Annotated in this window: 25 protein-coding genes; 4 read left to right on the top strand and 21 right to left on the bottom strand. The window is 62.8% G+C overall.

What is annotated here, in order from left to right; translation table 11 throughout:
* Positions 1-18: 18 nt before the first annotated feature.
* Together Q7C_RS04610 and Q7C_RS04605 are read right to left on the bottom strand one after the other, a co-directional pair.
* On the bottom strand, positions 19-1,251 hold the full coding sequence (locus Q7C_RS04610) for an MFS transporter (RefSeq protein WP_157915985.1): 1,233 nt from the start codon (positions 1,249-1,251) through the stop codon (positions 19-21).
* 44 nt (positions 1,252-1,295) lie between these two features.
* On the bottom strand, positions 1,296-2,189 hold the full coding sequence (locus Q7C_RS04605; protein WP_014703546.1) for a macrolide 2'-phosphotransferase: 894 nt from the start codon (positions 2,187-2,189) through the stop codon (positions 1,296-1,298).
* A gap of 223 nt (positions 2,190-2,412) precedes the next feature.
* Between Q7C_RS04605 and Q7C_RS04600 the strand changes: the two genes are divergently transcribed.
* Together Q7C_RS04600 and Q7C_RS04595 are read left to right on the top strand one after the other, a co-directional pair.
* Positions 2,413-3,708, top strand: coding sequence for an ISL3 family transposase (locus Q7C_RS04600; protein WP_041366535.1), 1,296 nt, complete (start codon positions 2,413-2,415; stop codon positions 3,706-3,708).
* 234 nt (positions 3,709-3,942) lie between these two features.
* Complete coding sequence (locus Q7C_RS04595) at positions 3,943-4,545, top strand: TetR/AcrR family transcriptional regulator (RefSeq protein ID WP_041366533.1); 603 nt, start codon at positions 3,943-3,945, stop codon at positions 4,543-4,545.
* A gap of 54 nt (positions 4,546-4,599) precedes the next feature.
* Here the strand turns inward: Q7C_RS04595 and Q7C_RS04590 are convergent, their stop codons facing one another.
* The 9 genes from Q7C_RS04590 to Q7C_RS04545 form a co-directional block, all read right to left on the bottom strand.
* Entirely contained in the window at positions 4,600-6,585 is a 1,986-nt protein-coding gene (locus Q7C_RS04590; protein WP_041366531.1) for a relaxase/mobilization nuclease domain-containing protein, read from the bottom strand.
* Positions 6,586-7,021: 436 nt separating this feature from the next.
* Positions 7,022-7,618, bottom strand: a complete 597-nt coding sequence (locus Q7C_RS04580; RefSeq protein ID WP_014703539.1) for a S26 family signal peptidase — start codon at positions 7,616-7,618, stop codon at positions 7,022-7,024.
* Positions 7,615-8,148 carry a DUF2840 domain-containing protein gene (locus Q7C_RS04575; protein WP_014703538.1) on the bottom strand — a complete coding sequence of 178 codons (534 nt, stop codon included), beginning with the start codon at positions 8,146-8,148 and terminating at the stop codon, positions 7,615-7,617. The genes Q7C_RS04580 and Q7C_RS04575 overlap by 4 nt, the downstream gene beginning before the upstream one ends.
* A complete protein-coding gene (locus Q7C_RS04570; protein ID WP_014703537.1) occupies positions 8,145-8,417 on the bottom strand; it encodes a hypothetical protein in 273 nt (90 codons plus the stop codon). Before Q7C_RS04570 ends, Q7C_RS04575 begins: the two co-directional genes overlap by 4 nt.
* Positions 8,414-9,052: a ParA family partition ATPase gene (parA, locus tag Q7C_RS04565; RefSeq protein WP_014703536.1), complete on the bottom strand. Its 639-nt coding sequence runs from the start codon at positions 9,050-9,052 to the stop codon at positions 8,414-8,416. The genes Q7C_RS04570 and parA overlap by 4 nt, the downstream gene beginning before the upstream one ends.
* A gap of 241 nt (positions 9,053-9,293) precedes the next feature.
* Positions 9,294-10,139: a replication initiator protein A gene (locus Q7C_RS13465; protein WP_014703534.1), complete on the bottom strand. Its 846-nt coding sequence runs from the start codon at positions 10,137-10,139 to the stop codon at positions 9,294-9,296.
* 26 nt (positions 10,140-10,165) lie between these two features.
* Positions 10,166-10,450 carry a helix-turn-helix transcriptional regulator gene (locus tag Q7C_RS04555; protein ID WP_014703533.1) on the bottom strand — a complete coding sequence of 95 codons (285 nt, stop codon included), beginning with the start codon at positions 10,448-10,450 and terminating at the stop codon, positions 10,166-10,168.
* Positions 10,451-10,561: 111 nt separating this feature from the next.
* Positions 10,562-11,329, bottom strand: coding sequence for a DUF2285 domain-containing protein (locus tag Q7C_RS04550; protein WP_014703532.1), 768 nt, complete (start codon positions 11,327-11,329; stop codon positions 10,562-10,564).
* 346 nt (positions 11,330-11,675) lie between these two features.
* Positions 11,676-12,023, bottom strand: coding sequence for a DUF2958 domain-containing protein (locus Q7C_RS04545; protein ID WP_014703529.1), 348 nt, complete (start codon positions 12,021-12,023; stop codon positions 11,676-11,678).
* A gap of 264 nt (positions 12,024-12,287) precedes the next feature.
* On the opposite strand from Q7C_RS04545, the gene Q7C_RS04540 reads away from it, so the two are divergent.
* Entirely contained in the window at positions 12,288-12,581 is a 294-nt protein-coding gene (locus tag Q7C_RS04540; protein WP_023110657.1) for a helix-turn-helix domain-containing protein, read from the top strand.
* A gap of 321 nt (positions 12,582-12,902) precedes the next feature.
* Here Q7C_RS04540 and Q7C_RS04535 read toward each other — a convergent pair whose 3' ends face one another.
* From Q7C_RS04535 to Q7C_RS04520, 4 genes are all read right to left on the bottom strand, one after another.
* Positions 12,903-13,217: a DUF736 domain-containing protein gene (locus Q7C_RS04535; protein ID WP_014703526.1), complete on the bottom strand. Its 315-nt coding sequence runs from the start codon at positions 13,215-13,217 to the stop codon at positions 12,903-12,905.
* Positions 13,218-13,994: 777 nt separating this feature from the next.
* Positions 13,995-14,204: a hypothetical protein gene (locus tag Q7C_RS04530; RefSeq protein WP_023110658.1), complete on the bottom strand. Its 210-nt coding sequence runs from the start codon at positions 14,202-14,204 to the stop codon at positions 13,995-13,997.
* Positions 14,205-14,266: 62 nt separating this feature from the next.
* Positions 14,267-16,324 (bottom strand): ParB/RepB/Spo0J family partition protein, encoded by a 2,058-nt coding sequence (locus Q7C_RS04525; protein WP_014703524.1) that lies wholly within the window; start codon positions 16,322-16,324, stop codon positions 14,267-14,269.
* A gap of 74 nt (positions 16,325-16,398) precedes the next feature.
* Positions 16,399-17,229 (bottom strand): DUF932 domain-containing protein, encoded by an 831-nt coding sequence (locus Q7C_RS04520; protein WP_023110659.1) that lies wholly within the window; start codon positions 17,227-17,229, stop codon positions 16,399-16,401.
* A 414-nt stretch (positions 17,230-17,643) separates the two neighbouring features.
* Here Q7C_RS04520 and Q7C_RS04515 point away from each other — a divergent pair, with 414 nt between their 5' ends.
* Entirely contained in the window at positions 17,644-18,012 is a 369-nt protein-coding gene (locus Q7C_RS04515) for a hypothetical protein (RefSeq protein WP_014703521.1), read from the top strand.
* Positions 18,013-18,017: 5 nt separating this feature from the next.
* Here the strand turns inward: Q7C_RS04515 and Q7C_RS04510 are convergent, their stop codons facing one another.
* The 6 genes from Q7C_RS04510 to Q7C_RS04485 form a co-directional block, all read right to left on the bottom strand.
* A complete protein-coding gene (locus tag Q7C_RS04510) occupies positions 18,018-18,407 on the bottom strand; it encodes a hypothetical protein (RefSeq protein WP_014703520.1) in 390 nt (129 codons plus the stop codon).
* Between the two features lie 268 nt (positions 18,408-18,675).
* The gene (locus Q7C_RS04505; protein ID WP_014703519.1) at positions 18,676-19,182 is read right to left on the bottom strand and encodes a JAB domain-containing protein; all 507 of its coding nucleotides are present in this window, start codon (positions 19,180-19,182) and stop codon (positions 18,676-18,678) included.
* Between the two features lie 401 nt (positions 19,183-19,583).
* Positions 19,584-20,441 carry a DUF6685 family protein gene (locus Q7C_RS04500; RefSeq protein WP_045285107.1) on the bottom strand — a complete coding sequence of 286 codons (858 nt, stop codon included), beginning with the start codon at positions 20,439-20,441 and terminating at the stop codon, positions 19,584-19,586.
* Between the two features lie 351 nt (positions 20,442-20,792).
* A complete protein-coding gene (locus Q7C_RS04495) occupies positions 20,793-21,863 on the bottom strand; it encodes a ComEC/Rec2 family competence protein (RefSeq protein ID WP_014703517.1) in 1,071 nt (356 codons plus the stop codon).
* Between the two features lie 45 nt (positions 21,864-21,908).
* Complete coding sequence (locus Q7C_RS04490; protein ID WP_014703516.1) at positions 21,909-24,164, bottom strand: ThiF family adenylyltransferase; 2,256 nt, start codon at positions 24,162-24,164, stop codon at positions 21,909-21,911.
* Positions 24,161-25,354, bottom strand: a complete 1,194-nt coding sequence (locus Q7C_RS04485) for a ComEC/Rec2 family competence protein (RefSeq protein WP_023110661.1) — start codon at positions 25,352-25,354, stop codon at positions 24,161-24,163. The genes Q7C_RS04490 and Q7C_RS04485 overlap by 4 nt, the downstream gene beginning before the upstream one ends.
* Between the last annotated feature and the right edge of the window lie 6 nt (positions 25,355-25,360).

Raw genomic sequence — 25,360 nt, 5'->3', positions numbered from 1 at the left:
TTCGACCATTTATGTAGATCATGAGGAAGACTTGTTCCAAGTAGTCGGCGGATTTTTGCCATTCTGTTCATCAATGAGTCGAGTGCTTGTGTGCTGATGTCCGATACATTTAAGCGAAACCAGTGCAGAAAAGGTGGCGACAAAAGCCAATGCCAGTAGTGTTTGGATGGCTCCTATGGTTTGCACAGTTGCAGTGCCGATAGCGATCGTAGCCACCGCGGCAATCATCAAGATGGCACTGTAAATTCCCAAAGATCGCCCGCGCATAGCCAATGGCACCTGCTTATAAATTTCTATGCCTATTGCTAGTGGCATGAGGCTTCCAGCAACACCGGTGAAGAAAGCTATGGTCAGAGAGACGGCGAGGCTCGGTTGAGATGCGATAACCAGCCACATCACTGCATGTGCCGAATAAGCTGCAACAAATGCAACCCGAATTGAAGGAAAACGCGACAACATGCCTGTCAGCATGGTGCCAGTTAGGGTGCCTGCTCCCAGGGCCGAGATTAAGCTCCCGAACTGGAGCGCACCTGAATCAGAAGATTGGAGCAATGCTGGAATCACCACGCTGTTAGCAGATGCCGCACAACCTGCCAGAAGTGCACAGAACAGGATTGCCGTTCGGAGCGATCCATTACTGTATAGCCGTCGCAACAACGGGCCCCAATTTTGCTCAGAATCGGCCGCTTCGGAGGTGCTGCGCCGAGGTTTTCCATTCGGATATACGGGTGCAGCTACCAGCGTTGCAGTCAGCAGACATCCAGCAATGAGGCCTAGGCATACCGGCATGGAGAGATGGGTAAGAACGGCGCCCGCTAGGACCGGCCCCAGCACCAAACCAAGGTGACTAGCAGCAGTCTTGGCCACAACGGTTCTCTGGATCACAATGCGCGCCATGCGTGACAGCTCCGGCAACCGGCTCTCTTGAGCCATCAGGATGGGTGCGTCTACGAGATTCGTCATGACAAGCAACGCTATTGCCGCGAATGCAAAGTAAGCATGTTGCGATGAAACAACCGATGCTATTGTCATTAGTAGGCCGCCGCTAATCCCTGACATCCATAACACTTGACGAGGACCTTGCCGATCCGTCCACCGCCCACCAAGAATGAACCCAATGACACTTGTCACAGTTAATGCGACGGCAGTGGCGCCGAGGTCATTTGCTTTTCCTCCCATTTCAAGGACGGCCCAAGGCGCTGTTACGCCCGACATCGCTTTACCTAATCGATAAAGGAAGATTGCCGCCATGGTGCACCACCATGGAAGCGCCTTCGCTTGAATCCGTATATACATTAGAGTGCGGCTAACTGCTTAGCGGCAGTGTCGCTGTGGGTCGGGTCTTTGCTTCTCAGAGCAAACATCGCGTATTTCAGCGGACCCGCTGCCATCCGCTCTGTCGTGTGGCGAACCAACGTTGGCCAAACGTAGCCGCCGCAACGCTCGTAGTGCTTAAGCAAATTGCTGAGCCCTTTGTCACCAAAAAGCTGAAGGTGACCAACAAAATCTAAACCCGGATCGCCAATCCCGGCTTCGGACCAGTCGATCATCCCTGTGACCTGTTGGTCTTTATTAACAAGGACATGGCCGGCATACAGGTCACCGTGTATAAACTTGCAGCAGCTAGGCCAAGTGGAGTCGTCGTCTATCCACGCCCGTACTCGATCTCGCCACTTCGGCTGGACATCAAAGGAACTCGTCACTATGTCGAGATCGCGAAGTAGATCACGCCGGACTTCGTCGATAGTTGGGTTTGGTAATCCTGTACTTTCTGCGGCCGTAAGGCTAACGCCATGCAATGAAGCGAGCGCCTCACCTAGCGTATATGCGTAAGTAACGGATGTTCGATCTACGTGCCAAGTGATCGCGTGCGTGCTTGCATCGACATCAATCGCCGTATCGTCCGCCATCCATGGATAGGCGACGAGTTCGGGCGAGGCAACTCTCCAATCGGGAATCTTGAAGGGGAGATTGCTTGACAGCCAAGAGAGAATCCTTGCCTCACGCTCAATTCGCTCGGCGGCATCTTGGCGTCTAGGAACCCGCAATCCCCAAAAGACTGATTGCGTGTCGCGCGCCTTCAGCACACGAAAATCCAGCCCAATCTCATTCACCTCCAACTCACCGTGAAGGGAAAGGCCGTGACGCCGGGCAAGCTCGAATATTTCCTCGGTCAGGTCTGTAGTCATCGTTGATCTCCGATCAGAACAGGCGTAATATAACCGACGCGTCGGTAATTAGCAAGTGCAAATGAAGGCTTGCAGATGAAGGCTGCTGTTTGGTCGCACCGCATGCAATGGGATGGACGCCTTCATCCGTAGTTGGAGTGGCTCTATGCCGTTTCGTGTGGAACCCAGCACCGACAATGGCTGCATCCATGCGGGCAGCGGGTGCCCATGATCGGGGGGTGAAGTGAGTGTTGGAGTGGAGGCGCTGTTCACCAGCGCGTTGGGCTTGGTGGCACCGTGGGAAGTAGTCAAGGTGGACTTGGACACGGCCAAGCGACGCATTGATTTCGAGGTTGGGTGCAACGCCAAGCTGCTGGGCTGCCCTCAGTGCAACGCGCCCGCGCAGCGCATCCATGACCGACTGCGGCGCTCGTGGCGACATCTGGACTTCTTCCAATTCGAGGCGTGGCTGCACGCCGATGTGCCACGTGTGGCGTGCGGCGGCTGCGGCAAGACCACGCAGGTGAGCGTGCCGTGGGCGCGCGAGGGTTCGGGCTTCACCGCGCTGTTCGAGGCCTTGGCTCTGTCGCTTTGCCGAGAGTTGCCGGTGCGCCAGGCGGCCGAGCTGCTGCGCTGTGCAGACAAGCCGCTGTGGCGGCGCCTCAAGCACTACGTTGACCAGGCCCGGGAGTTGGACGACATGAGCACGGTGCGCACTGTGGGCATCGACGAGACCAGCCTGAGGCGCGGGCAGCACTACATCACCGTAGTACACGACCTGGAGGCCAAGCGACTGCTGTTTGCTACCGAGGGGCGAGACCACCAGACGGTGGTGGACTTCGCCGAAGACTTGAAAGCGCATGGCGGTGATCCGGCAGCCGTGCGCCACGTCTGTCAAGACATGAGTGCGGCGTACACCAAAGGCGTGGGTCTGGCGCTGCCCGATGCAGCCATCAGCTACGACCGCTTCCACGTCATCAAGCTGGCCATGTCGGCAATGGACGAGGTGCGGCGCACCGAATGGCGCGAACAGCCCAGAGCGGTGGAGCGGGCCTTGGGCGGCGCTGATCGCAAGGTGCTCAAGGGCCTGATGTGGGGCATGCGCAAGAACCCGCAGCGCTGGAGTGCAAGACAGATCGACGCGATGCACTGGCTGCAGTATTCCACGTTGAAGGCGGCGCGGGCGTGGCGGCTGAAGATGGCGCTGCGTGAGGTGTATGCCGCAGCGATCGAGCACAACAACCCCGATCAGGCCGAGACGGATCTGCGAGCCTGGCTGAGCTGGGCACGCCGCTCGCGCTTGGAGCCTTTCAAGAAGTTGGCAAAGACCCTGAGCGAACACTTCGCCGGGGTGATCAGCGGCATGGTGGACAACCGCTCCAATGCCTTCGTCGAGGCCATGAACGGCTTGCTGCAGCAGGCCAAGCGCGCCGCCCGCGGCTTCCGAACGGCCGACAACTTCATCGCCATCGCTTACCTGCGCATGTCCAAGCTCGCACATCTACCGGCTCATCCATTCACCCAGGCGGTGGCCCGTTGAGATTGGCGCATTCCACACGAAACGGCATAGAGCCGTTGGAGTCTGGGCCTTTCCGTCGCGGCAGTACCGCTCACGACACCTTTTTCACATCAGTTGCACAGATGCCGTGCGCTCTGAAACCGACCAGGGGGATCTCTGAGACTCGCTGATCAATGCGAGTCGTTTCAAAATAACATTCGAGTAGGTAAGATATGGCGATGAAGATGCAGCGCCATTAAGCTTAGGAGTTCATAGATGGCTCGACCCAAGCTACACAGCGATGAAACCATTCTTGATGCCACGTGTGCCGTTCTCAAGCGCCTAGGACCATCTGCGTTCACGTTGAACGACGTGGCAAACGAAGTAGGTATTTCACGGGCTGCGCTCATCCAACGGTTCAAGAATAGGGATACCCTTCTGCGTCACGCCATGGAGCGATCCGTTCTAACGACTCGTGAGTTCTTGGAGAAGCTTCCCTTCAGTGAGGGCGCTCAGGGTCTGTGGCTATTCTTGCTGGAACTGTCCGAAGCTCTCGGTACTGGCGAGTCGTACGAGGTGAATCTGCTAATCGCGTGGCATGAGGTGCAAGATCCCGTCTTGAGAGAACTTGCGCGGAAGCGCAATGTGCAGGTGCAGCAGGCAATACTAGAAAGGGTTCCCTTGGATACCGCGCACGAACCGAAGGTCGTGGCTTCCCTTTTTCATGCTTTGATCGGTGGTGCGACGCTGCAATGGCTGGCAACGCGAGAAGGTCGCTTGGACAGCTTTGTCGCGGGGCGACTTCGTGAGGCCATTCGTTTGTTTTTTCCCGGAATCCGCTTTTCATTGCCGCCGAAACTACAGATCGGGAGAGACTGAGATTGTGCAACTGCTCACTTATTGACGCGAGTCATCTGCTCTGTTTTTGCCACATCAGTGGACAGCCGGGTCGCGTTGTCGCCCAATCTCCCACGACACGCTACCACCGCGCACCATTGCGGCAAGCTGTTGCCCCAGCCGCTGTTCAATCACTGACCGCCACGGCACTAGGCTGAACCTCACGCCGTCATCAAGCATTGCGTAGCGCCCACTCGCCAGCATGACGCTTCGTCGGTATATGCCCGCCACCCGCTGCCCGTCCTCTACGGGCCGATGCTCCAGGCCCGTTTCGGCGGCAATGTCCTTGGCGGCCTGCGCCAATTCCCGGTTGCGCAGCGTGCCCAGCAGGTTGCGCGCCAGAATCACGCGCTGCCCGCGCCGCTCGGCCAGTCCCTGTTCTTCAAGGAAGTCGGCGCGCTGCTGCATGGCCTGCTTGGCGTCGCCACCAAAGCCCAAGTTGCCCAGCCCTTTGCCACCGCCGATCAACTGCTGATCCAGCCAGGTCGCTCCGATCACGCGGGCCTGCCGCTCGATGGGAAGGTGCGATTTCAGTTCCACGGCTACGCCACCCAGTCGCCGTGCGTCGTACTGGCGGCCTCGCTCGACCAGGTCGTCCGGCACCTTCCATAGCCCTTCGGCCACGCGCTCCACGATGCCGGCCCGGCGCAGGGCTTCCAGCCGCCGGACGTGGGCGGCGGCGACTTCCTGCGGGTCGCGTCCCGGCTTGGCCCGGCCCTGCTCGATGGCTAGGTGATGATCGGCGCGGTACAGGCCATCGCTCGCCAGCGCAGCGATGTTCTTGTCGGCGGCGCGCACGTCGGCCGATCCCTTCACTTCCACCACCGCGCCCGTGGGGTAGTTCGCCAGCTCGTCGTGGGCATTCAGCGCGACGTAGTGGGCCTTGCCGTCGGTGCCGTCGATGACCAGATAGCCCCGGTCGTGCAGCTCGTCAGCCAGCCCCTTCGCTGCCACACGGCCGATGATGCTGCGGCCATCCTCGCCCGGCTCGAACACTGTCAGCTCGCGCGGCTGTCCGCTCATGGCGCGCTGCATCGTGCGGATGATGTCGCCACGCTCGCCCAGGGCGCGCAAGGTCTTCTCGGCATCGGCATGGATGGCCCAAGTGCCGGGCTGCACCTCGTCGGCCAGGCCCAGGCGCTGCAAGCGCTGCAGGCGACCGATTAGCAGCAGGCGCTGGCGTTGCAGCCGGGGTTCGTTGAAGCGTTCGATCTGCACACGGCCATCCTCGCCGGCTTCACGCTGCAAGGTGCGATCCAGGCTGGTCCACCGCTCCTGTTCCACCTCGCGCTGCAAGGTCTGCTGGATCTCCAGTTCGGTGCGCGGCCCCAGCCATTCGGTCGCCAGCTCGGCGGCGCGATGGCGGAAGCCATCGGCGATGTAGTCGCCCGCGATGATGAGGTCTTTGCCGGTGTCGTCACGCCCGCGCACGACGATGTGCGTGTGCGGGTTGTCGGTGTTCCAGTGGTTGACAGCCACCCAATCGAGGCCAGTGCCCAGGTCGGCCTCCATGCGGCCCATGAGGTGCCGCGTGTAGGTGCGCAGGTCTTCCAGCTCCGCGCCATCCTCGGGCGAGAGGATGAAGCGGAAATGGTGCCGGTCGTCGGCGCAGCGTTCCTTGAAGGCGTCGAGGTCGGCCACGTCGGTCTGCGGCCCGTAGGCTTGGCCCGCTTCGCCGTCGCGGCCCACGCCGTCGCGCTCGATGTAGTGCAGGTGCTTGGCGAGCGACTGCGGGCTGGCCCGCTGGTGATTCACCAGCAGCGTCTTGATGGTCACGCGCCGGGACATGGGCGTCAGCTTCGCGCCCGCGAAGCGCGCCGCCGTGTGGCCGCGCCCCAGGCGCGAGCCGGGCCGCTGGCCGGTGCCACCCGTCGCGCCAGGCCGGCGCACCGAGGACTTGCCGCTGCTGGCTTTGCCGGCCTGCTTGAGCACCTTGGAAACGAAGCTCTGACCCTGGCCCTTGCCCCGGTTCTTGGGGGCGCTGGGGCGCACGCGGAAATCGTCGTCGCGGCGGTCGGTCATCGCCGTTCTCCCGGCAAGCTCTGGCGTGTCCGGTCGTGCAAAGCACGCGGACATGCCTGCATTGGCGCGGGCCTCGCGGCACACGCGGCACGGCGGCGAAGCTGCTCCGTGCCGCGCCACCCCCACGTGCAGACAGGCTTACGACGAGGCCTGGTGCCGCGTCCTTTTGTCTTGCCTTCCGCCTTTGCCCCTCGCTGGCGCTCCGGGCAGCGGCGGCCCGGCGGCGCTGCTGCGTAAGCAGCCAGCGCACCGGCGAACGCGGACACGGCCGCAGGCCGGGCGCGTTCGAGGCAAGACGCCTGCACATGGGAAGGCAGCGCGAAGTGCAGCGCGGATGCGCTCGCACTGCACGCGCGACGACACGCGGAAAGCCACTGGATCGGCATGCCCGATGGCACGACAAGATGCACGGCAACGTACAGCGAGTCGGCGGCCATCATGGGCGAGCCTCCAGCCAGACCGGATGCGCGACGCCGATCACGGCGGATGCGCTGACCGGCCCGAAATACCGGCTGTCGAACGATGCCGGATTCGTCACGCTCAACAGGAGCAGCTCGCCCGGGTCGAGGCGTCGGCAAAGCTGCAAGGACGGCAGCGGCCGGCCCAGCCGGTCGGCAGGCAACGCGGCGGCCACCGGCACGCCGTCGATGCGTACCTGACCGGCGACGATGCAAACGTGTTGCGGCGCGACCGCGCCCACACGTTTGAGCAGCTGAACGCGCGTCGGCAGGTAGCCGCGCTGCGCAGCCAGCGCGGCGGCCCTGGCGGGCAGCGGCACCAGCACGATGCTGTCTACGGACGGCGGACGTGGCAGCGAGGCGGCGCGTGGGTCGAACGGATCGACGCGATACCAGCCAACCGCCACGCTATCTGACGGGTTGTAGATCAGGCGCGGCAGCGGCTGCACGAAGGACGCCCAGGCCAGCGCAGCGAGGCTGCAGGCGGACAGGCTCGCCAGTACGAGGCGAGCGCGCAAACGTGCGCGGGGCGAGCGAGGACGCGGCGCGGCGGCGACAGTAGAAACGGTGGTCATGGCTGTGCCCTCCCGGTCAGCCAGGCGGCGTGCCGCTCGGCGGTGTATTCGGGCAGCGGCAGGCGCGCGGCGAGCCGGTTGGCGAGCGTGCGCCAGTACGCGGGCGAGACGGCGACGGGCGCGATGCCCAGCGCCTCGATGGCGTCGATGCGTTCCAGCACGGCGCGCACCTGGTTCTCGCCTTCGGCGTGCAGCAGCAGGCGCGCGCCCGGCCGCACGCCGGGGATGCGCTGCGCCGCGTCCAGCGGCGTGCAAGCCTGCATCACCATGAGCTGCCAGCGGATCGTGCCGTAGTCGTTGGCTTGCCAACGGACACGGCACAGAACCGCGTTCGGCAGGAACACGGCGCTGCGCCGCCAGCGGTCGAGCCGGACGATGCGCGCAGGCTCACCGAAGCGCAGATAGAGGTCGAAATGCTGGTCGATGTAGGCCAGCGCCACGCGCGTCAGCGGCGCGCTGGCTGGCTGGCCGGTAGGTGCTGTGAGCGCAGCCGTGGCCGCGCCAGCGGCCGGCGAAGCGGATATGTTCATGGGGTGCTCTCCCTGCGGCTCTCTGGAAACTCGCGCTCCAGCAGGCCGCGCAGCAGGTCGGCCACGGTCACGCCTTGCGTGAAGGCCGACACCTTGATGCGCGCCCGCATGGCGGGCGTGATGTCGAGAGTGAGGCGAGCCGTGTAGAGGTCGCCCTTGCCCAGCGCATCGGCATCACCTTGGCGAATCCACGCCTCGGCGTGTGGATTCGCGGGCGGACGCGCGCCGATGCCGACACGCTTGGCGCGTGGTGGCGGCTTCGCTGTCATGACGGCCACCGCAGCAGTTCATCGACCAGCGCGGTGATTTCACGCGCGGCCGCGCTGTCCGGCGCCGTCTCGCGTGCAAGCCGACCAGCGGCCACGCTGTCGGCGAACACGACGCGCTGATGCACTTCCGCGCGCAGCGCAGGAAGCGGCTGGTCGGCAAGCGCCTGGCGCGCTTCGCGCCCGATCACGGTGGTACTGACACGCCGATTGATGATGAAGGCCGCGCGCAGCGCAGGCCGGAACACCTGCGCCTCGCGGATCAGCGCCACCATCTCGGCGCTGGCCCACAGGTCGTAGGGACTCGGCTGCACCGGGATCAGCACGCGCTCGGCCGCCAGCAGCGCGGAGCGCGCCAAGGCGGCGATGCGCGGCGGGCCGTCGATGACGACGTGATCTGCTCGCCTGGCGAGTTCTGGTGCCTCTTGGTGCAGCGTTTCGCGTGCGAGGCCCACGGCGCTGAACAGCCGTGGCAAGCCTTGCTGGCTTCTGCGCTGCGTCCAGTCCAGTGAGGAACCCTGCGGGTCGGCATCCAGCAGCACGACGTGCTGGCCGCGCATCGCCAGCTCGCCGGCGATGTGCGTGGCGAGCGTGGTCTTGCCTACGCCGCCTTTCTGATTGAGAAGCGCGACGATCATGGCGCGGCCCTCCCTGCCGGAAAGCCGGCCTGGCCGTGCCGCTGGGTGGTTTTCCACCGAAACGGCGCGCTTCTACTAAAAGTTATGTATTTCTTGTTAGGTAAGTTAGAGGGGGCGCAAACCCGCGCCGTTATTGGCTTTACGGCGTTTTCGTACTCCTGATAGCACGATAGGCGTACTCCTGATAGCACGATACCCGGTACTCCTGATAGCACGAGGCCGTCCACAAGTTTTCCCCGAGTTATCCCCGTGCCGTATGCAGCACTGGCCGGAAGGTCAGCAGTTCCGTTCCATCGTCCGGCATCCGCTCGATGTCCAGGACGTAGCCGGGCAGCGACTGCCGCGCCACCAGGGCGCGCAAGTCGTAGGCAAAATCGGAGAAGCGCGCCGCGCTGCCCGATTTGCGGTAGAGGTGCCGGAAATCGAATTGCCAGCCGTGTTCCTGCCGTCCGCCGTGCTTGCGCACCAGGCGATACAGCCAGCGTTCGATGCCGCCCTTCAAGCGGAAATAGGCCGGGTCGATGGTCAGCACCAAGGCGGCATCGAGCACGCCCGCATAGAACCAATCGGGCAAGATCAGCTCGATGCCCAGCGGCACGCCGCTGGCGTCGGCCAGTTCCTTCCACTCGTTGATCCACGAGAAGCGATGCAAGCGCCTTCCCGTGGTTTCGCGGATGGACGTGGCCACCGTGGTCGATTGCAAGCGATCCAGCGCGGCTTTCAGGCGCTGGTAGTCGTTGAGCGATGTGCCGCGCCCGATGAAGCGCAGGATTTCGTAGGGCGTGGCGCGTATCCAGCGCGACGGGCGGATGCCCGCGTCGCGCGCCTCCGCGATCTGCGAAGCGGCCCATATCAGCACGTCGGCATCCCATATCGTTGCGATGCCGTGCTCCTGCGTGCCCTCCACGCGGATGGTGATGCCGCCTGCGCGAAAGTCGATCGGCGCGGTGCGCCGCGACTTCGCCAGCGAGAAGAACGGAAAGGCCATCAAGTCCTGGCTGTCGCGTGGTGCCATGTCGCCCGGCAGCGCCCGGAACAGGTCGAGCTGTTCGCGCTGCTGCAAGGCTTGCCCTGGCGGGCTGGACATGGCAAAGGCCACCCACGCACCGGCGTTCAGCGGCCATCACGGTAGTCACCCGCGTGGCGTTGGGCATATTCCGGGTCGGAAGTCGCCTCGTAGCTGCGCTGGTCGGCCCAGGCATCGAGGTCGCTTACCGCGTACATGACGCGGCGGCCGAACTTGCGGAACTTCGGCCCTCCGCCGATCACGCGCTGTTTCTCCAGCGTGCGCGGCGACAGCCGCAGGTATTCGGCGGCTTCGTCGTTGGTCAGGTAGCGTTGGGGCTGCGCGGGCGCAGCGACAGCAGCGGCGGCAGGCCGCAAGGGAGCGGGTCGCATGGGGTGTACCTCCATCAAGCCCGGCCACACCACGCGGCCGGATAGAGGCACTTTCAAGAAAGCAAGGCTTCTTGCTAAGGGACGTTCTTCAAGGGACGCGAAACGTCCCCCCTAGTGCAACGGTGGCGGAAGCTGTGCCAGGCGGCGGTAGCCGCCGCGCATCAGCGCATCGCCACGGCGCACCAGCCGCCGCACGCGAGCACGCAAGGCGCTGTCTTTGTGCCAGTCGGCTGCGACGGCATCCGCGCCGAACAGCCCTTCGGCCACCTCGCGCAAGGACGCGCCCGAGAGGGTCGCGTCGAGCGCCTGCAAGGTGTGCAGTTCCAGCACCGCGGCGGGCGTGGGCCGGGATCGAGCCGCCGCCGCAGGCGTGGCCACGGTCGCGGCGGACAGCGCATCCAGTTCGGCCGCGAGCGTGCGATAGCGCGTGCAGGGCGTGGCGCAGGCGCGGGTGGCGTAGAGGTAGGCCATGCCGTCTTCCAGGCCGGGCGCGAGTGCCAGCCGCACGCAGCAACCCGGCCAGTGCGACACCAGCACCAGGCGCTTGCCGTCGTGGATCAGTTGCTTGCGGCCAGGCACGCGCCAGAACTCGAAGGCGTCGGCATCCGGCGGCGGGTCGTCGTCTGGATAGAGCTGGATCACGCCATCGTGATCGGGGAACCAGGCTGGATGCGCATCGCGCGCATCCAGGGCCGGGTCTTCCAGCAGGCGCAAGCCCCATCGATGCGCCGTATCCGGTCGGCGGCGACGGCGCAACCAGTCGAGCCGGTAATCGGGGTTTCTACGCAGGTATTCCCAGGCCAGCGCGGGGCCGTCGAGGTGCAGCGTGTAGAGATACGCGGCGGTTGGATACCAATGCTCGGCGTTCAGATCAGCCATAACGCAACCTCCTGTCGATCAGCAGGAACGTCGCTACGGATTCCGCCGTGCGGGAGCTATCGAAACGCCATCAAGTCGTCATCGAATCAAGGTAAGCTGTAACTGCTGGTGTCAAGACAGATTCGCTCCGGAGCATTGCTGAAATCGTCTGAATGCGACGGCTGCGCCGCCGTAAAAATGGTGCGCAGCATTGAGCAACGTGCCGCATCCAGCGCCCGGCATCATGACTGTTTGCATCTGGATCGCACCGCTTCGGCGCAAGCGTGCGGATTCAGACTTGTCCGGTCTTGAACAAGACTGAAATAGTCACAATGCGTCCCGTTTGGCCCTGCTGCGCTGGCCGGTATCAGTCCGGGATCGAACCGTCTTCCTGCGCCAGCCGGACATACTCCGACAGCCTCCGCGTCGGCTGAAAGTAGCGATCGCGCATCACCGGCCGCTGACGCGGGCCGACGATGGACGCGAGATCGGACAGCCTCACCGTGCCCAGAGCGGGCATTCCGATCCCCAAGTCGATCAGGCCGTAGGCCGTATCGCCATCGGCAGGATCGAGCGAGGCCAGCAGCCATGTTGCATGCGCGTCCGGGGTGAACAGCCGCACGGCCGGCAACGGGTCGATATCCTGCCCGGCGGCGCGGGCTTGGCCGTGGGCCAGCAGCCGCGTCCGTTCTTCCTCGGTCGCAAGCGGGATCACGGCCGCGTGCCTTCCACGAATGCACGGAACCGCCGAAGCGCCTCTGTGCTTGCGCACGAATCCATAGAAGCGTAGAGGCACGAAAGCGCATTGCCGGAAGTCAGGAAAGACACGGATGCGGTTCCCTGGGTTTGAAGAAATCCGCAGATACGGATTTCCGTAAAGGCACGAAAGAGGAAAGCAGTAGCACAAAATGAACACTATAGATTGTAGCCCTATAGAGCGCAATGGGCTGTCATCTTGGTTTTTGGGGGGAAACCATAGGTGGCAGCGAAGAACTCATTGGCAGCGGCGATACGGACGGTCAGGAAAGCGCGTGGCTTGAGCCAGGAAGCGTTCTCTGACGTGTCCAGCCGCACCTACATGAGTTCGCTGGAACGCGACCTGAAAAGCCCGACCATCCACAAGCTGGCCGAGCTGTGCGAGGTCATGGACGTGCATCCGCTCACGCTGCTGACGCTGGCCTACGTCGGCGACAGCGCGCACCAGGCCGACGAGCTGCTGGCGCGCGTGCGCCAGGAGCTTGAGGCCGTGCTGAAGGAGTCGGATACGCCGTAGCGCGTCGGCGCGTAGTGCCGGATCTCCGCAAGCGAAGCGCGCAGCGCCGCAGGCGCGAAGGCGTGAGGGATTGAAGCCGATTGGCCGTGACGGCGTAGCCGGCACGGGGCGCAGCCCGAAAGCCCGGCGGCGCTTCCAGCGCCGACACGCCATCTTGTGCCTGCGGCTGCCAAGGGTTGCGAACCCTCCAGTCAGCACCCATGCGATACCGGCCCTGGTGGACGTACCCAGCGCGGAGCGACTGCCGAAACCCTATGCGTGCGGTGATGCGATGAGCAGCACAGTGCCCCGCCGCAATGGGCGGGGCGCTGTGGGCGGCCGTCAGGCCGCCTTGGGCTTGTTGCGCGACCAGATCAGGTCGTGCGTGCCGTTCTCGCCTTCGATCAGGCGGGCATAAACGGTGGCTGGGAACGAAGGATCGTCCAGGGTCACGGACACATAGGGCCGTCCGGCCTCGCTGGTCTTCTTCCACGCCGCGCCGATGTCATGACTTGCCGCTTGCAGGCGGTAGTCGGGGGCGTTCTCGTTGTCGCCCTTGTCGTTGGGAACCAGCTTGACTTTGACGTTGAGCGTCAGGGTGCGGAGCGTGCCGGTGAAGCCGTCTTTCTCTGCGGTGAAGGTGCCGATGTTTGCCATGATGATTTCTCCTTTCGGGTTGAACAAGGTCGCGCCAGTGCGTCCTTGTTGTGATCCGTCCGGCGGGGATGGGCTGGCCGCACCGCTTGCGGTCGGAACGAAGTGGAGAACCTGGAAGCAAAAATAATTTGTCCCGCGAGGAATGCGCGCAGCGCAGGGGAAATTATTTTTGCTGGAAGGTTGCGGCCATGAAGCCCAAGGCGCAGCCGCGCCACCGCCAGGATTCACAACAAGACAAGGACGTACAGGCCGACCGCTCCCGAATGGAGACATGGCCGACTCGGCATCCCCGCGTGACGGCTTCACCGGCTTGCGCCCTGACGCGGGCCAGGTCAATGCCCCGACGACAAGGCCGGAGCGCCCCTGCCGCAGCTCGCGGCACATGCTTGAGGCGTGGCGTGGAGGCTCCATCGGGCGAGGCCGGGCGGTGTGTCGGTGAACCGTCCTTCGTGACATACAGGCAACGAACCGCCAGCGTCGAGGACGGCACGCTTTCGCACAACCTGCCGCAGCAAGCCGGGGCGTAGCCCCACAAGCCCCGCCCATTGCGGCGGGGCGCAGTCCAAACACCGGCGGCGGGGTGCGCCGCCGCACTTGTGGGCTTCGTGGTTTCTCGCGCACAAGGCCGCTTGTGCGCGGCCCCTTCGCCGCCCGCCCGAAGGCGGCGAAGGGGCGTTTTGGTTTTGGGCCTTGAAACCGGGCGCGGCCACCGCCGCGCCCGGATTTTTGACCACCAGCCCCAGGGCGGAACGGACTGGGGCTGGCGTGAATGATGGGTTAGTCCTTGGTTTCGATAATCCACCACACGGCACGCGGCAAGGCGCGGCCCGTGATGGGGTGAAAGTCGGTCAGGTCGGCTCGGGCTGTCCAGCCGCGAGGCGGACGGTAGCCGCGCACGTCGCCTTCGCCGTGCCAGCGGCGGGCGCGTACCGTACCGGGGGCATAGGTCGCCGCCATGCGTGGGCGGCTGGTCGTGGTGCGGGTCATTGGGGTTTCTCCTTGCAGCGAAGCGCCCCGGTCGAGGCCGGGGCGCTTGCCTTCCGTGCGGGTCAAGCGGCCAGTGCTTCGGCGGGTTCATCCGCCATTGCCTCGGCATCCTCCGGGGCGTTTTGCTCCGGGCCTTCTTCCTGCACGGCATCCTGCGGGCCTGCGGCCTTGAAGATGGCGGGCATCCAGCCCGTGCCATCGGCCAGCCGCTCGGCCTCGCTGGCAATGTCGGCCTTCTTCAACTTCGCCAGCCGGGTTACAGAATCCGGTGCAAACACGGCCACGGCATCCAGAATCACGGCCTTGGAAACATGCTTGAAGTAGCCTTCTGCGGTCGGCTTCCACCATGCGGCCATGTCGAGGCCCACGGCCTGCGCCAGTTCTGCGCCGCGCTGGTGCGGCGTGGCGCGGGGTGTCACCACGTCCACCGTGGAAGCCACGCACACGGCCAGCAGCCGCACCAGTTCATCTTGCGGCTTCGCCAGCAGCACGGCGAACAGTTCGGCGCTGTCCTCCGGCAAGGCTTCGCCCGCCACCTGTTGCAGTTCGCGCAGCGCCACGGCGGCGGGCGATTCGGGCAAGTCCGGGGCCATGCCTTCCAGCCGGTCTTGCACTTTGAGGCTTACGCCCAGCGGCAAGTCGTGGCCGTAGTGGCTGCCCTGCAAAACGGTCTGCACCATGCCATGCACCACGGCGGCCAGCGCGGCTTGCGGATGCCGGGCGACTTCGATTTGCAGCGCGGCGGTGCGGTGGGCGCTCAACTTCTGCGCCAGCCGGTCGGACATGGCGGCGGCCTTGGGCTGCCTGTCGTCGTCTCCGTCCTCGCCTTCCTCGTCGTTCGCGGCTTCGCCTTCGCCGCCGAAACCCTGCCGAATCCTTTCCAGTGTGCGCAGCGCCTTGGCTTCGGCTTCGCGCATCAGGCCGCGATGAATGACGGCCTCGCCGTTGCGGTCGATGGTGACGATGGCTCCGGCTGCGGCCTTCACGTTCGCGCCGTAGTCTTGCAAGCCATCTTCTAGCGCTTGCAACTGCTCGCCCACGGCTTCGCCTTCCTCCTGCAAGGCATCGGCCTTTTCCTCGTCGTCGGCGTCCAATGCGGCATCCACGGCTTCGGCCAGTTCGTGCATCCGGGCTTGCAGCTTCTCGATGCGTGCGGCTTCGCGCTTGTTCGGTTCGCGGCGCTCCCTCGGGGCGCGTTGGAAGGTGTGCAGGTCGGCATGGGTCGCGCCCGGCGTGGCATCCACCCACGCCCAACCTTCGGCGCGAACATTGGCGGCAATGCCTGCCAGCCGGGTTTGCGCCAGTCGTTCCAGCAGCGCGGCATCGGTCAGATACACGCCCGCATCGCCTTCCGCAAACAGGTCGCGGCGGATGCCACCGCCTGCGGCTTCGTAGGTGTCCAGCCCTACGAACCGCACCAGCGGATGCCGGTAGGCGTCGATTTCGCGCTCGGTCAGGCGTTCGCGCAAGTGGGACGGATGCCGCTGCCACTGCGGGGCATCGTAGAACGCGGCTTCCTGTGCGGCGTGGTCATCGGTGATGGCAAGCGCCATCAACTGATCGAGCGTGACGGCATCGGCGCGATAGTCGGCCATCAGGCGCGGCGACACGTTCGCCAGCTTCAAGCGGCGTTGCACCACCAGCGGCGTGACGCTGAAATCCGCCGCAATGTCCTCGATGGGCCGGCCTTCGGCCACCAGCGCGGCGAATGCCTCGAACTGGTCGGCGGGGTGCATGGCTTCGCGCTGTACGTTCTCGGTGAGGCTGGCCGTGCGGGCGGTGCCATCGGCTACCAGCAGGCAAGGAACCTCCCATTCCTTGCTGATGCGGTGCTTTTTCGCCAGCAGCTTCAACGCGGCGAGGCGACGGCCACCGGCGACGACTTCGTAATGCTCGCCATCGGCGGATGCAATCACGATCAGGTTTTGCAGCAGGCCGACACGCTGGATGGATGCGGCGAGTTCGGGGATGGACATGCGCGGGGTCTTGCGCACGTTGCGGCCCGTGGGGCGCAACACCAGCCGCGACAGCGGAACCAGAATCAGGTTCTTGGTCGGGTCGGCAGCTTCCAGCGCGGGGGCTTGGATGGCGCGGGCTTCGGTAGTGGTAACGGCGTTCATGGTGTATCTCCAATCAAGTGAAACAAGGGAATGGAGGGGAACCGCCCCTCCGGCGGGTAAAAGATCGGAAGGGTTCAGGCTTTCAACTGGCGCAGGCCATCGGCCAGCATCCAGAGGGCGCGATTGAGGCGCACATCGGAATCAATGCCTTGCACCGGGCGGGTCTGCTGGCGGCGCCCGTTGGCGCTGCGGCCATGCAATCCGCCTTTGGTCAGGTTTTCTTGGGTGCGGTTGAACACGCTCCACAAGTCCGGGCGGCGGTCGTCGAACCGGCGCGGCATCAGGATTTGCGATTCGGTGATGGGCGCTGGCTTGTTGTCGGTGGGGTCGTACTTGAGGGCCAGCGCGGAACGGGCGAACACTTCGGCCTCGCCTTCGTCCAGCGTGATCGCGCGCATGGCATCGCGGGATTCCTTCACCCGCTCGAAGCCGCTCAACACCTCGAAAGCGCCTTCGATGACGGAGCCGGCTACGTCGCCTTTGTGGGGCACGCGCACGTCCGCCACGGTGTCGCCGCAGACAAGACCATTGCTGCACACGAACCGGAACATGCCGGCCAGCATCTGATAGCTGCTGGTGCCGTCATGCGAGTTCAGCAGCACGATTTCGTTAGCCTCCGCGCCGTTGATCTGGCTGGCGTGGCGCAGGCGAATCATGTGTTTCGTGTGCTCGCGCTTGCCTTCATCGCGCACGCGGGTCTGCGTCACCATGAAGGGCTGGAAGCCTTCTTTCCGAAGCTCGGTCAGCACGGCGGCGGTGGGGATGTAGGCGTACCGCTGCGAACGGCTCTCATGCGGGGCGTCCGCGAAGATGGACGGCGCGACACGGTGAATCTGGTCATCGGTCAGCGGGTATTCGCTGCGCAGTGCCGGGGAACGGGAAGCGAAACGGGATGCGAGTTGCATGGTCTTTCTCCTGACAAAAAGAGGTTTGCTGTTCACACCGCACACCGGATTCCTAGATTCGGAGCCCAGCCTTTCAGCTGTTCGGTGCGGTCGGCACGAGGAACCCGGTTAGCCCTGTTGCCACCGTCTTTCCTGAGTTCATCGCCCGCGACGGTCAGGAGCGCGCGAACGGGTGCCGTCAAGGAGGCAAGCGCAGGGTTGGTGCGGCCCGCAGGCGCAGCCGAGGACACGGCCCTGCGTGCCTTGACGGCACACGGGCGCGGGCTACAGTCGCAGACAAGGTGATGAGGTCAGGGAAGACGGCTGGACATGGCAACGGCCATCCCTATGTGCCGAACCGCACGGCAAGCGAAGCGCGCAGGCCCGGATCTAGAAGCCGGGCCGGAGGCGTCAGCCGAGCGGAGCGAGGGAACGATGGAAGCCCGTCAGGGGCGAGACGCCGCAGGCGGCTCGATGCGCAACGCGCACGACAGCGCGACCGGCCATGTCTTCTTGGCCGGGGACGCCCTGACTTCGATGCTCGATGAACATCACGCCCAGGACAGCCCTCATGCACAAGGCATCGAGAAATTGCTTCTGCTGCTGGGACTGCGATTGGCTTCTGGCCGATCCGGCGCAGCCGGTTCGGCGGTCTTCCAGGGGCGCCAAGCATCGCGCGGCGGGGATAGCCCGCAGGGCTTTCCCCTGGAGGCAAGCGAAGCGCCGCGGGCGCGAAGGCATCGGCATCGGGCGCAGCAAAAAGAATGGCGCGTCGCCCGAAAGGACGACGCGCCGGGTTGTTAGCGCGATCAGCTCGTCGCCGGCGACACCATCGCTTCAAGCTGCTCTATGACGCCCGGCTTAACGAAGACGCAAGGCTGGTTGGCCTCGATCGGCACGTTGAACACCTTGGCGAACACATGATGCTTCAGGTGCGCCAGCCGGCCCGTGCGATAAGCCTGCTCGGGCTTCAGGCGGCCACCCGGCGAGCCGCTGCGCTGCGGGTCGCATTCGACTAGCGCGACGAAACCATCGTCGGCCAGCTTCTGGTGCTCGGGGCATAGGCCCCAGCCCGTCTTCGTATGGTGCTCCATGCTTGCACGCAGGCGCTTGTCGAGCAGGATGGTGCCGGTATCGAACGCTTTGCCGCAGACCAGGCAAACGTGCTGTTCGAGGGAAACATGTGATTTATCGTTCATGACGATCTCCGGTTACACAGGCGGAATTGCCCGGAACCGTCACCAGCACGGCGCAGCGCAAGCGGTCAGGGGTCAAGGACGGCCGGGAGGCCGCAAGCGTGCTTGCACGCGCAGCCCTTGACGGCGAGAACGCCGTGATACGGTGAAGGGAACAGCAAGACCGCCTCACACCACCACCTACGCACACCTGTCTTCAGCAAGCGCAGGCCCGCGAGGGCCGTAGCTGCGCCACCGGGCGCAGCAAAAAAGGGGCCGCAGCCCCCCTGTGTCAGATCAGGCCACGCTCAGCGAATGACGTAGTGGCCTCGCCGCCGACGACGATGTGATCCAGCGTGCGCACGTCCACCAGCGCCAGGGCTTCCTTGAGGCGTTGGGTCAGCAGCTTGTCCGCCTGGCTCGGCTCGGAATTGCCGCTCGGATGATTGTGCGAAAAGATCACGGCCGCTGCGTTGTGTTGCAGTGCCGTTTTCACGACTTCGCGCGGATACACCGATGCCTGGTCGATGGTGCCGCGAAACATCTCCACGTATTCGATCAGACGGTTCTGGCTGTCGAGGAACAGCGTAGCGAAAACCTCATGCTCGAAGTTGGCCAGCTTGGTGCGCAGGTAGTCCTTGACCAGCGCCGGCGAAGTGAACAGCGTCCCGCGCGGAGTTTTCTGGTCGATAACGTACCGCGCAGCTTCCAGAATTTGGTCGGCAGTCGCCGGCAGATAGCGCCCCTGGTCGTCACGCACCAGCAGCGAGGAATCGAGAGACAGAGAAAGTTGCGACATGATCATGCTCCGGTTGCTCGGGCGGAATTGCCCGGAACCGGCCTCAGCACGGCGCAGCGCAAGCGGTCAGGGGTCAGCGACGGCCGCCAGGACGCAAGCGCGCAAGGCGCGCGCAGCCCTTGACGGCGAGAACGCCGTGATACGGTGAAGGGAACAGCAAGACCGCCCACACCCCGCCCGCAGAGACGACGGATGGGCAAGCGCAGCGCGCAGGCCCACAGGGCCGGAGGCGTCAGGGATCAAAGCCGGATGGCCATGACTCGGTACGAGGCATGGGGCGTAGCCCGCGAGCCCGACGGCGGAACGCCGGGACGCTCTTTTGTCGCTAAGTTCCTATGAAATGTGGAGCTTCAACTCGCGATCTATAGGTAACGACGTGACCACACGCATTTAGAGCATCGTCAGCAGGTTGGAGATGAAAATTGCTTTGTCCATAGAGCCGTCGATTCAGTCAAGAACCGCTGTTGCGCAGTCAGCGCTTCCCTCAAATCATTGCCCAAATCGTGGTGCCCCTGACTCAATAGTTCTGCCATCACGGACTCGGCGATTTGCGAACCCCGGGGGAATGCCAAAAGCGTGCCTTCGGCCAGTACAGGCGGGAACTCCATGTTCGAACCAGAACCTACCAAGCTCTTCACAGTCCATAGCATCTGTCCGGCCAAATCCTTGGGGAGCAATACCAGATGAAATCCATCGAGCAGCCATTGCACAGTCAAATGGTTGAGCTGGTAGAGATAGAGTTTCGAGGCGAGGTGAATGCGCGCGCCAATGCGCTTAGCGACATGCACGGCGCCCGCAAGATGGTGAGATCCGCCACTGTTGTCAAGGAACAAACGGCCATCCCAAGCTCGCACGCTAAACGTGTCGGAGCCACGTCCGTGCAGTAGCCGAATTTCGCCATGAGAACAAAGCTCTTTTAAGCTCGCATCATCCAGTCCGAGCGGGGGCTTTCCTTTTCTGGCATATCGATTCTGCTCATCAATATAGTAGGCACCAAAGACATCCACACTTTCGTGTGGCATATCTGCCGACTTGCTTGCGGAGATGCCCTCTATATCGCTTGCGTCGCATTCAAAGTGAGGCACCATCGTCACTTGCACTAGCGATCCATGAGGACTTTGGAAAGCCTCCTTAGCGCCCGAGGCTAAGCCCGAAAATCGGCTCCGCAAAGTAAAGTTGCTGCGATTAAGATTGTCCAGGATGTCCCATCGACGGCGTGAGTCATCAAAAATCTTCGATTTTGCGGTGTTGAGGAGCACATTTTTTCCTGCCGACTCCTTGAGCCCCAATAGCTCACGCCAAGCTTCACACCGCTTCCGTACAAGCGCCGGCGGTCGATTCCAAAATCTTCGCCACCACGGCCATGTGTGGAGTTCAAGCACAGAAATTGGAAACTCAGAGAGCGACATCGCATGCATAGGTTGCAAGTACCTGGTAGTTAGGCAAGCGCAGGCCCGCAAGGCCGGAGGCGTCAGGAATCAAAGCCGGGTGGCCGCGACTCGGCATGAGGCGCGGGGCGCAGCCCGCGAGTCCGACGGCGGAACGCCGGGACGCTCATAACGTAGGCGGCAGAAAGCCAATGAACAGCACGTCACGCTCAAACTGCCCGCTCAACTCTCTTGCTCTTCGGGGTACTCTGCTTGAGGAATTGATACCCAGCCATCGCGGGTAATGCCCGCCCCAATGCGGAGATTCTTGCTTTCGGTTGCCGCCCAGTGCCCACCCCGGTGCAATACAGCGCGAATTACGGACTTCCGCGGGTGATCCTCATCGGCTTTGGCAGAACTGCAAATGGCATTCCAGGTATGCTTGTCCGGCATGCTGTCCAATCGTGGACCAACCAGTTGATCCAGAATTTCAGTCGAGACATTGTGTCGCCCGCCATGATGAGGCACCTGGAAATACCGAATGCCTGGCAACGCGAGTCCGGCAAAAGGCGCGTAGTCAATAACCTCTTGCAGCGCTTCACGCCCGGCATCGCCAGTAAGCATGACACGATGACCGTTCAGAACAGCCGACTGGACCACACTCATTTCATTTTCACGGCTGGTAGGCTCCGGCGGAAAATATTCCTCGCCCCACAGGGACTTGATGTAGGCGGTCGCGGCCTTCACCACCCGGAATATGCTGCTCAGCGCGCTATCCAAAGCACTTTCTTCAACAGCTTCCGGTGTCTTCGCGGAGTCCACGATCAGGTCGAAGTAGCGATCTAGTGTGGGTGCCATCACCATGAAGGGACCGATGTTCTGCCCCTGAAGAGGGGCATGGATTGGAATTCCCTTCTCAACCGCAAGATCCTCAAGAATTGCCGTGGCATCGTAGATGGAGCGCAATTTCCGTCTCAGTGCTTCAACTGATTCATAGGTCTCGAATCGATCAATCAACTGATCTGCATAGATCCACGGCCTGTTGATCCAGAGATTTTTGACTGTGCATTGCTCCAGGACTTTTCGCAGCCCATTGGCGTGATCGCGATCGGGGTGTGTGAGGATCACATGGTCGATGACTGTTGTTCCATAGTACGTCTTCAGGTGCTCGACGAGCTGATCTCCCGTATCCAGATACCCACCGTCAACGACGTGCACGCCCTCTGTGCCATTCACCGAATAGCGTAGCGTGATTGCATCCCCGCTTTTCGCTGTTTCGACGCCAAGAAAATCGATCTCGAAGTAGTCAGCCATACATCCCTTTCGTTTTATGCCAAGAAAGTGCCGGCGGCTTTGCCTTTACCAGCGATCCACCGCACACCTGAGTCCTGTCGGAGTCCATACCAACGACACGGCGGGAAGGCCGCCAGCATCCTCGGCGATGCCGCGCAACGTATTTCGGTCTATGCCCGAATGTGCGCCGCCTTTCGGGTGGCTATGCCAAGTGCCGATGAAGGCCAGATACCCCAAAGAGGTTCCATTCGCTGTGCGCAAATTTTGAACAAGCCCATTCGTCCCAAGGACGAAGCGGGCGGCCTCCCGAATGCTGTCAGGCGGCGCATCCACGAGGCCAGCAATGGTGATGGTTCGATTCTCAAACGAGATACGACCGACCAAGGCTCCACCTGTTTCCAGAGCGCCCCAGCGCAGCGCATCAGCATGGATCGCTTGCACGACAGGGTGCAGAATCCGAATGTTCCAGCCACCATCGTCTGCTACGTTGAGCACAGTGGTCGGGCCGAGGCTGGTGCTGGTCCATGCCATGCCGAGGCCTTCGGTATCCGAGACCCCGGCGCAAAGCGTCGCCTCCTTCGGGAGTCCGCCAACGAGCCAGCGTTCCAGTTGCAGGCCAGCTAATGAAGCAGAACGCGAAACAACGGCATCGGACATTGGCATCGTCAGTGAACGGCAGTTGTCGCCCACAAAAATACGCGTCGGCTCAGACGTATCGCCAGCAATCGACGCCCGCAGTTCCGGCACAAACCGACAGCACTCGAACAAGAATGCCGTAAGATCGTCAACCCGACCGGCGCGACCAGGCCCTTCAAGCAAAACCGCGACACAGCGCCCCTGGCCATACATGACGATCCGTGCCAACCGCGCAGGGGATTGGTTCAGCGCCGTTGATTGCGTTTCTGCGGCCAACACCTGAAGTGAGGCTGTCGCATCCACGATGAGGGCCGCATCCTGCGGAACGGTTGCAGCAAACTGCGCAGCATCGACCAAGAGAGTCACTGCGTCGGTGTCGAACGCTTGCGATTGAAGATGCGACAGCGACTCAAAGGCCGTCTTCATCAGCGCCGACTTCCGAGGTGGGACCAGCACCGATGCCCGCTCAATGAGTGCATGCCGGGCCGCGTTGTGAGGCGACATGGACTCGTTATCGACGAAGGTCATTGAGCCGAAACCCGCTCGCCCCAGTTGCATCGCGATTTTCGACCCCACGCTTCCGCAGCCGAGCAAGACCAGCGGCTGCGATGTGGCCGCAGATGGAATGCCGGACGTTCTTGCCAGCAGTTCGGGAGACAACGCATGTGCGTGAAAAGCCGGGTGAACCGTGGCGTTTCGCTCCAGGAGCGATTGAGCGTTGAGTTCATAGCGCACCACGTAGGGCAATACCTCGATACTTCTCCCCGGTGAGCCCACAAGCGACGCTGGCCTTTGAACAGTCAGAATCACAATCGCATACAAGCCATGCGTCCAGCCACGCGAGTCTTGCTGCATATCCAGAATCGAACGTCCATAGTAGCCGTCCAAGCCTTGAGCCAAAGCGTCACGATCGACGCCGAGTTCCGCTGCTCGATCAAGCAACGTCGCGAGATCGACAACCGTCTCGGGTTGATAGTGGCCGACCACATGCGGGTTGCCGTCGGTTATTGGAGCCCGCGCAATGAAGGCTGCGGTATGGCCATTTCCCCATTTACCCAACTTGTCGTTGTGAACCTCCTGATAGAACACAGGATCGACTTGAGCAGTCAGTTCGGCATTGACGATGGCGTATAGCCCGCCATCAATCGTCACGTAGCCTGCGGGAACCACCAAAATCGTGCCGTCAGCGGGAGCGGCGGCCGCGACATTCTCGGCACTGAATACAAGGGTCGAAGGACAACTGTCTCGACGAGTCGGCTCCCACCCCTGTTCAAGGTCCAGCAACGTCCCGGCTGCGGCCTTGTGCAACCAAACGATCAACTGATCGACGATGGCGTCCAGACCAAACCGATGCAGCAGCTCGTCCAACGATCCCTCGAACAGACAAGGCGAGACCAACTCGCCTTCGCGATGAGGATTGATGTGCGGCAAGTTGAGTGGGAAGTCCGCACGCAAGAAAGGCTTGGGTGCAGACATGGGCCAGTCACTGCCGAATACCAGAACGCATGTCTCGACCGAGCGCACTCCGGTCCCGGATACGCCATTGCGCCGAGACCTGCTCGGCAATTCAACAGCAACATCGACTTCAATCTGCGTCGATTCACCACTTTTCCTTGGCTCGCCAACGCGGACAAGGCCCCTGTGCCGCTGAAGTTGATGCAGTGCGTCCGCGATGGTGCCCGTCATGATGCCCCGTGTGGCATGGGCGCGCGCGCGGAGGTGATCACGGCGGCGGCCTTCGATCCGGCTTCCTTCTTCGAGGGAGGCTGCACACCCTGAGCGGTGACGGTGAAAACGAGGGGCTCCACGGATTTTTCGCTCGGATATTCGCCCGTGCAGTAAAAGTCGCCTTTTACTTCGTCCACGATTGCTACGTATTCACGCTTTGCGCGGATGCAGGGCGGATCGCTGTCGTCGTCTGCGATCGGCTTGCAACTGGCGACGATGACGGCACCGTTGCGGGTCTGCGAAAGCGCCTTGCGAGCGTCGGCATCAAGTTTGGCCTTTTCGCGGTAGTCCGACCAACTGTCATAGGACAGCGAATGCCAGGAACAGTGATGTGGCGCCTGCATGATGTCGTACTCAAGCACATCGGCTTCGGCCTTGTGGCGCTGCCACTGGCGGTTCCAGATAAATACTTCGGCATCGCCACCAGTAAGGAATTTTGCGCCATCCGGCGTCTGAGCATCAGCGGCCAATGTGAAGTTCAAGATCACGCTGGACTGGTTCTTGACCAGGCACTCTTCCTCTTCTTCGTCGTCCTGGGCGTCCAAGGGTGCCAGAAGAATCGCGGAGAAGAATGCGGAACTCTTGCCATTGATCGTCGAGAAGCGCGTGTCCACCTTCCGCACAATCGAGGTGAGATCATCGGTTTTTCCGTCGATGTCCTCGCCCATGATCTGAATGCGGTCGCCGTTCCCGACGACGAAATTCTTGTCGCGGTTCAGCTGTACGCGCCGACGCGCCTCCGTGTTGAATGCCTTGGCGTCGTCACTCAAGGTGTGCGTCTTGCTGGCGCGTCGAAACACGATCGGAGACGACCATATCTCGCGGATCACGATCTTCTTGTCCTTGTCGTCCTTCTTGTCATCCGGATACTTGTCCAGCGGCCCCAGGTGGAAGTGCCGCGTCAGGCCTCGGCAATGGTCCTGGTCCGGGTGGCTCAGCAGGAACGCATCGACATACGGCCTGCCGTTCTCATCTTTCTTCAGTCGGTCGCGCAGATCCTTGGCGACATCGCGCGCCTCACCGTCAGGGTCGTCGGCGTCTTGCCTGATGTTTACGTCGATCAGCAGGGTGGTTGCGTCGAGGTCGCCGAACTTGATGAGGGTCATGTCCCCGTTGTCGACGGGAAAAAACGTGATGGTTGTGGGCATTGGGGC

It is taken from the genome of Methylophaga frappieri (assembly GCF_000260965.1).
Classification (GTDB): domain Bacteria; phylum Pseudomonadota; class Gammaproteobacteria; order Nitrosococcales; family Methylophagaceae; genus Methylophaga; species Methylophaga frappieri.
Note: the sequence above shows the minus strand (reverse complement) of the source record. Positions and strands in the feature narration are given on the sequence as shown.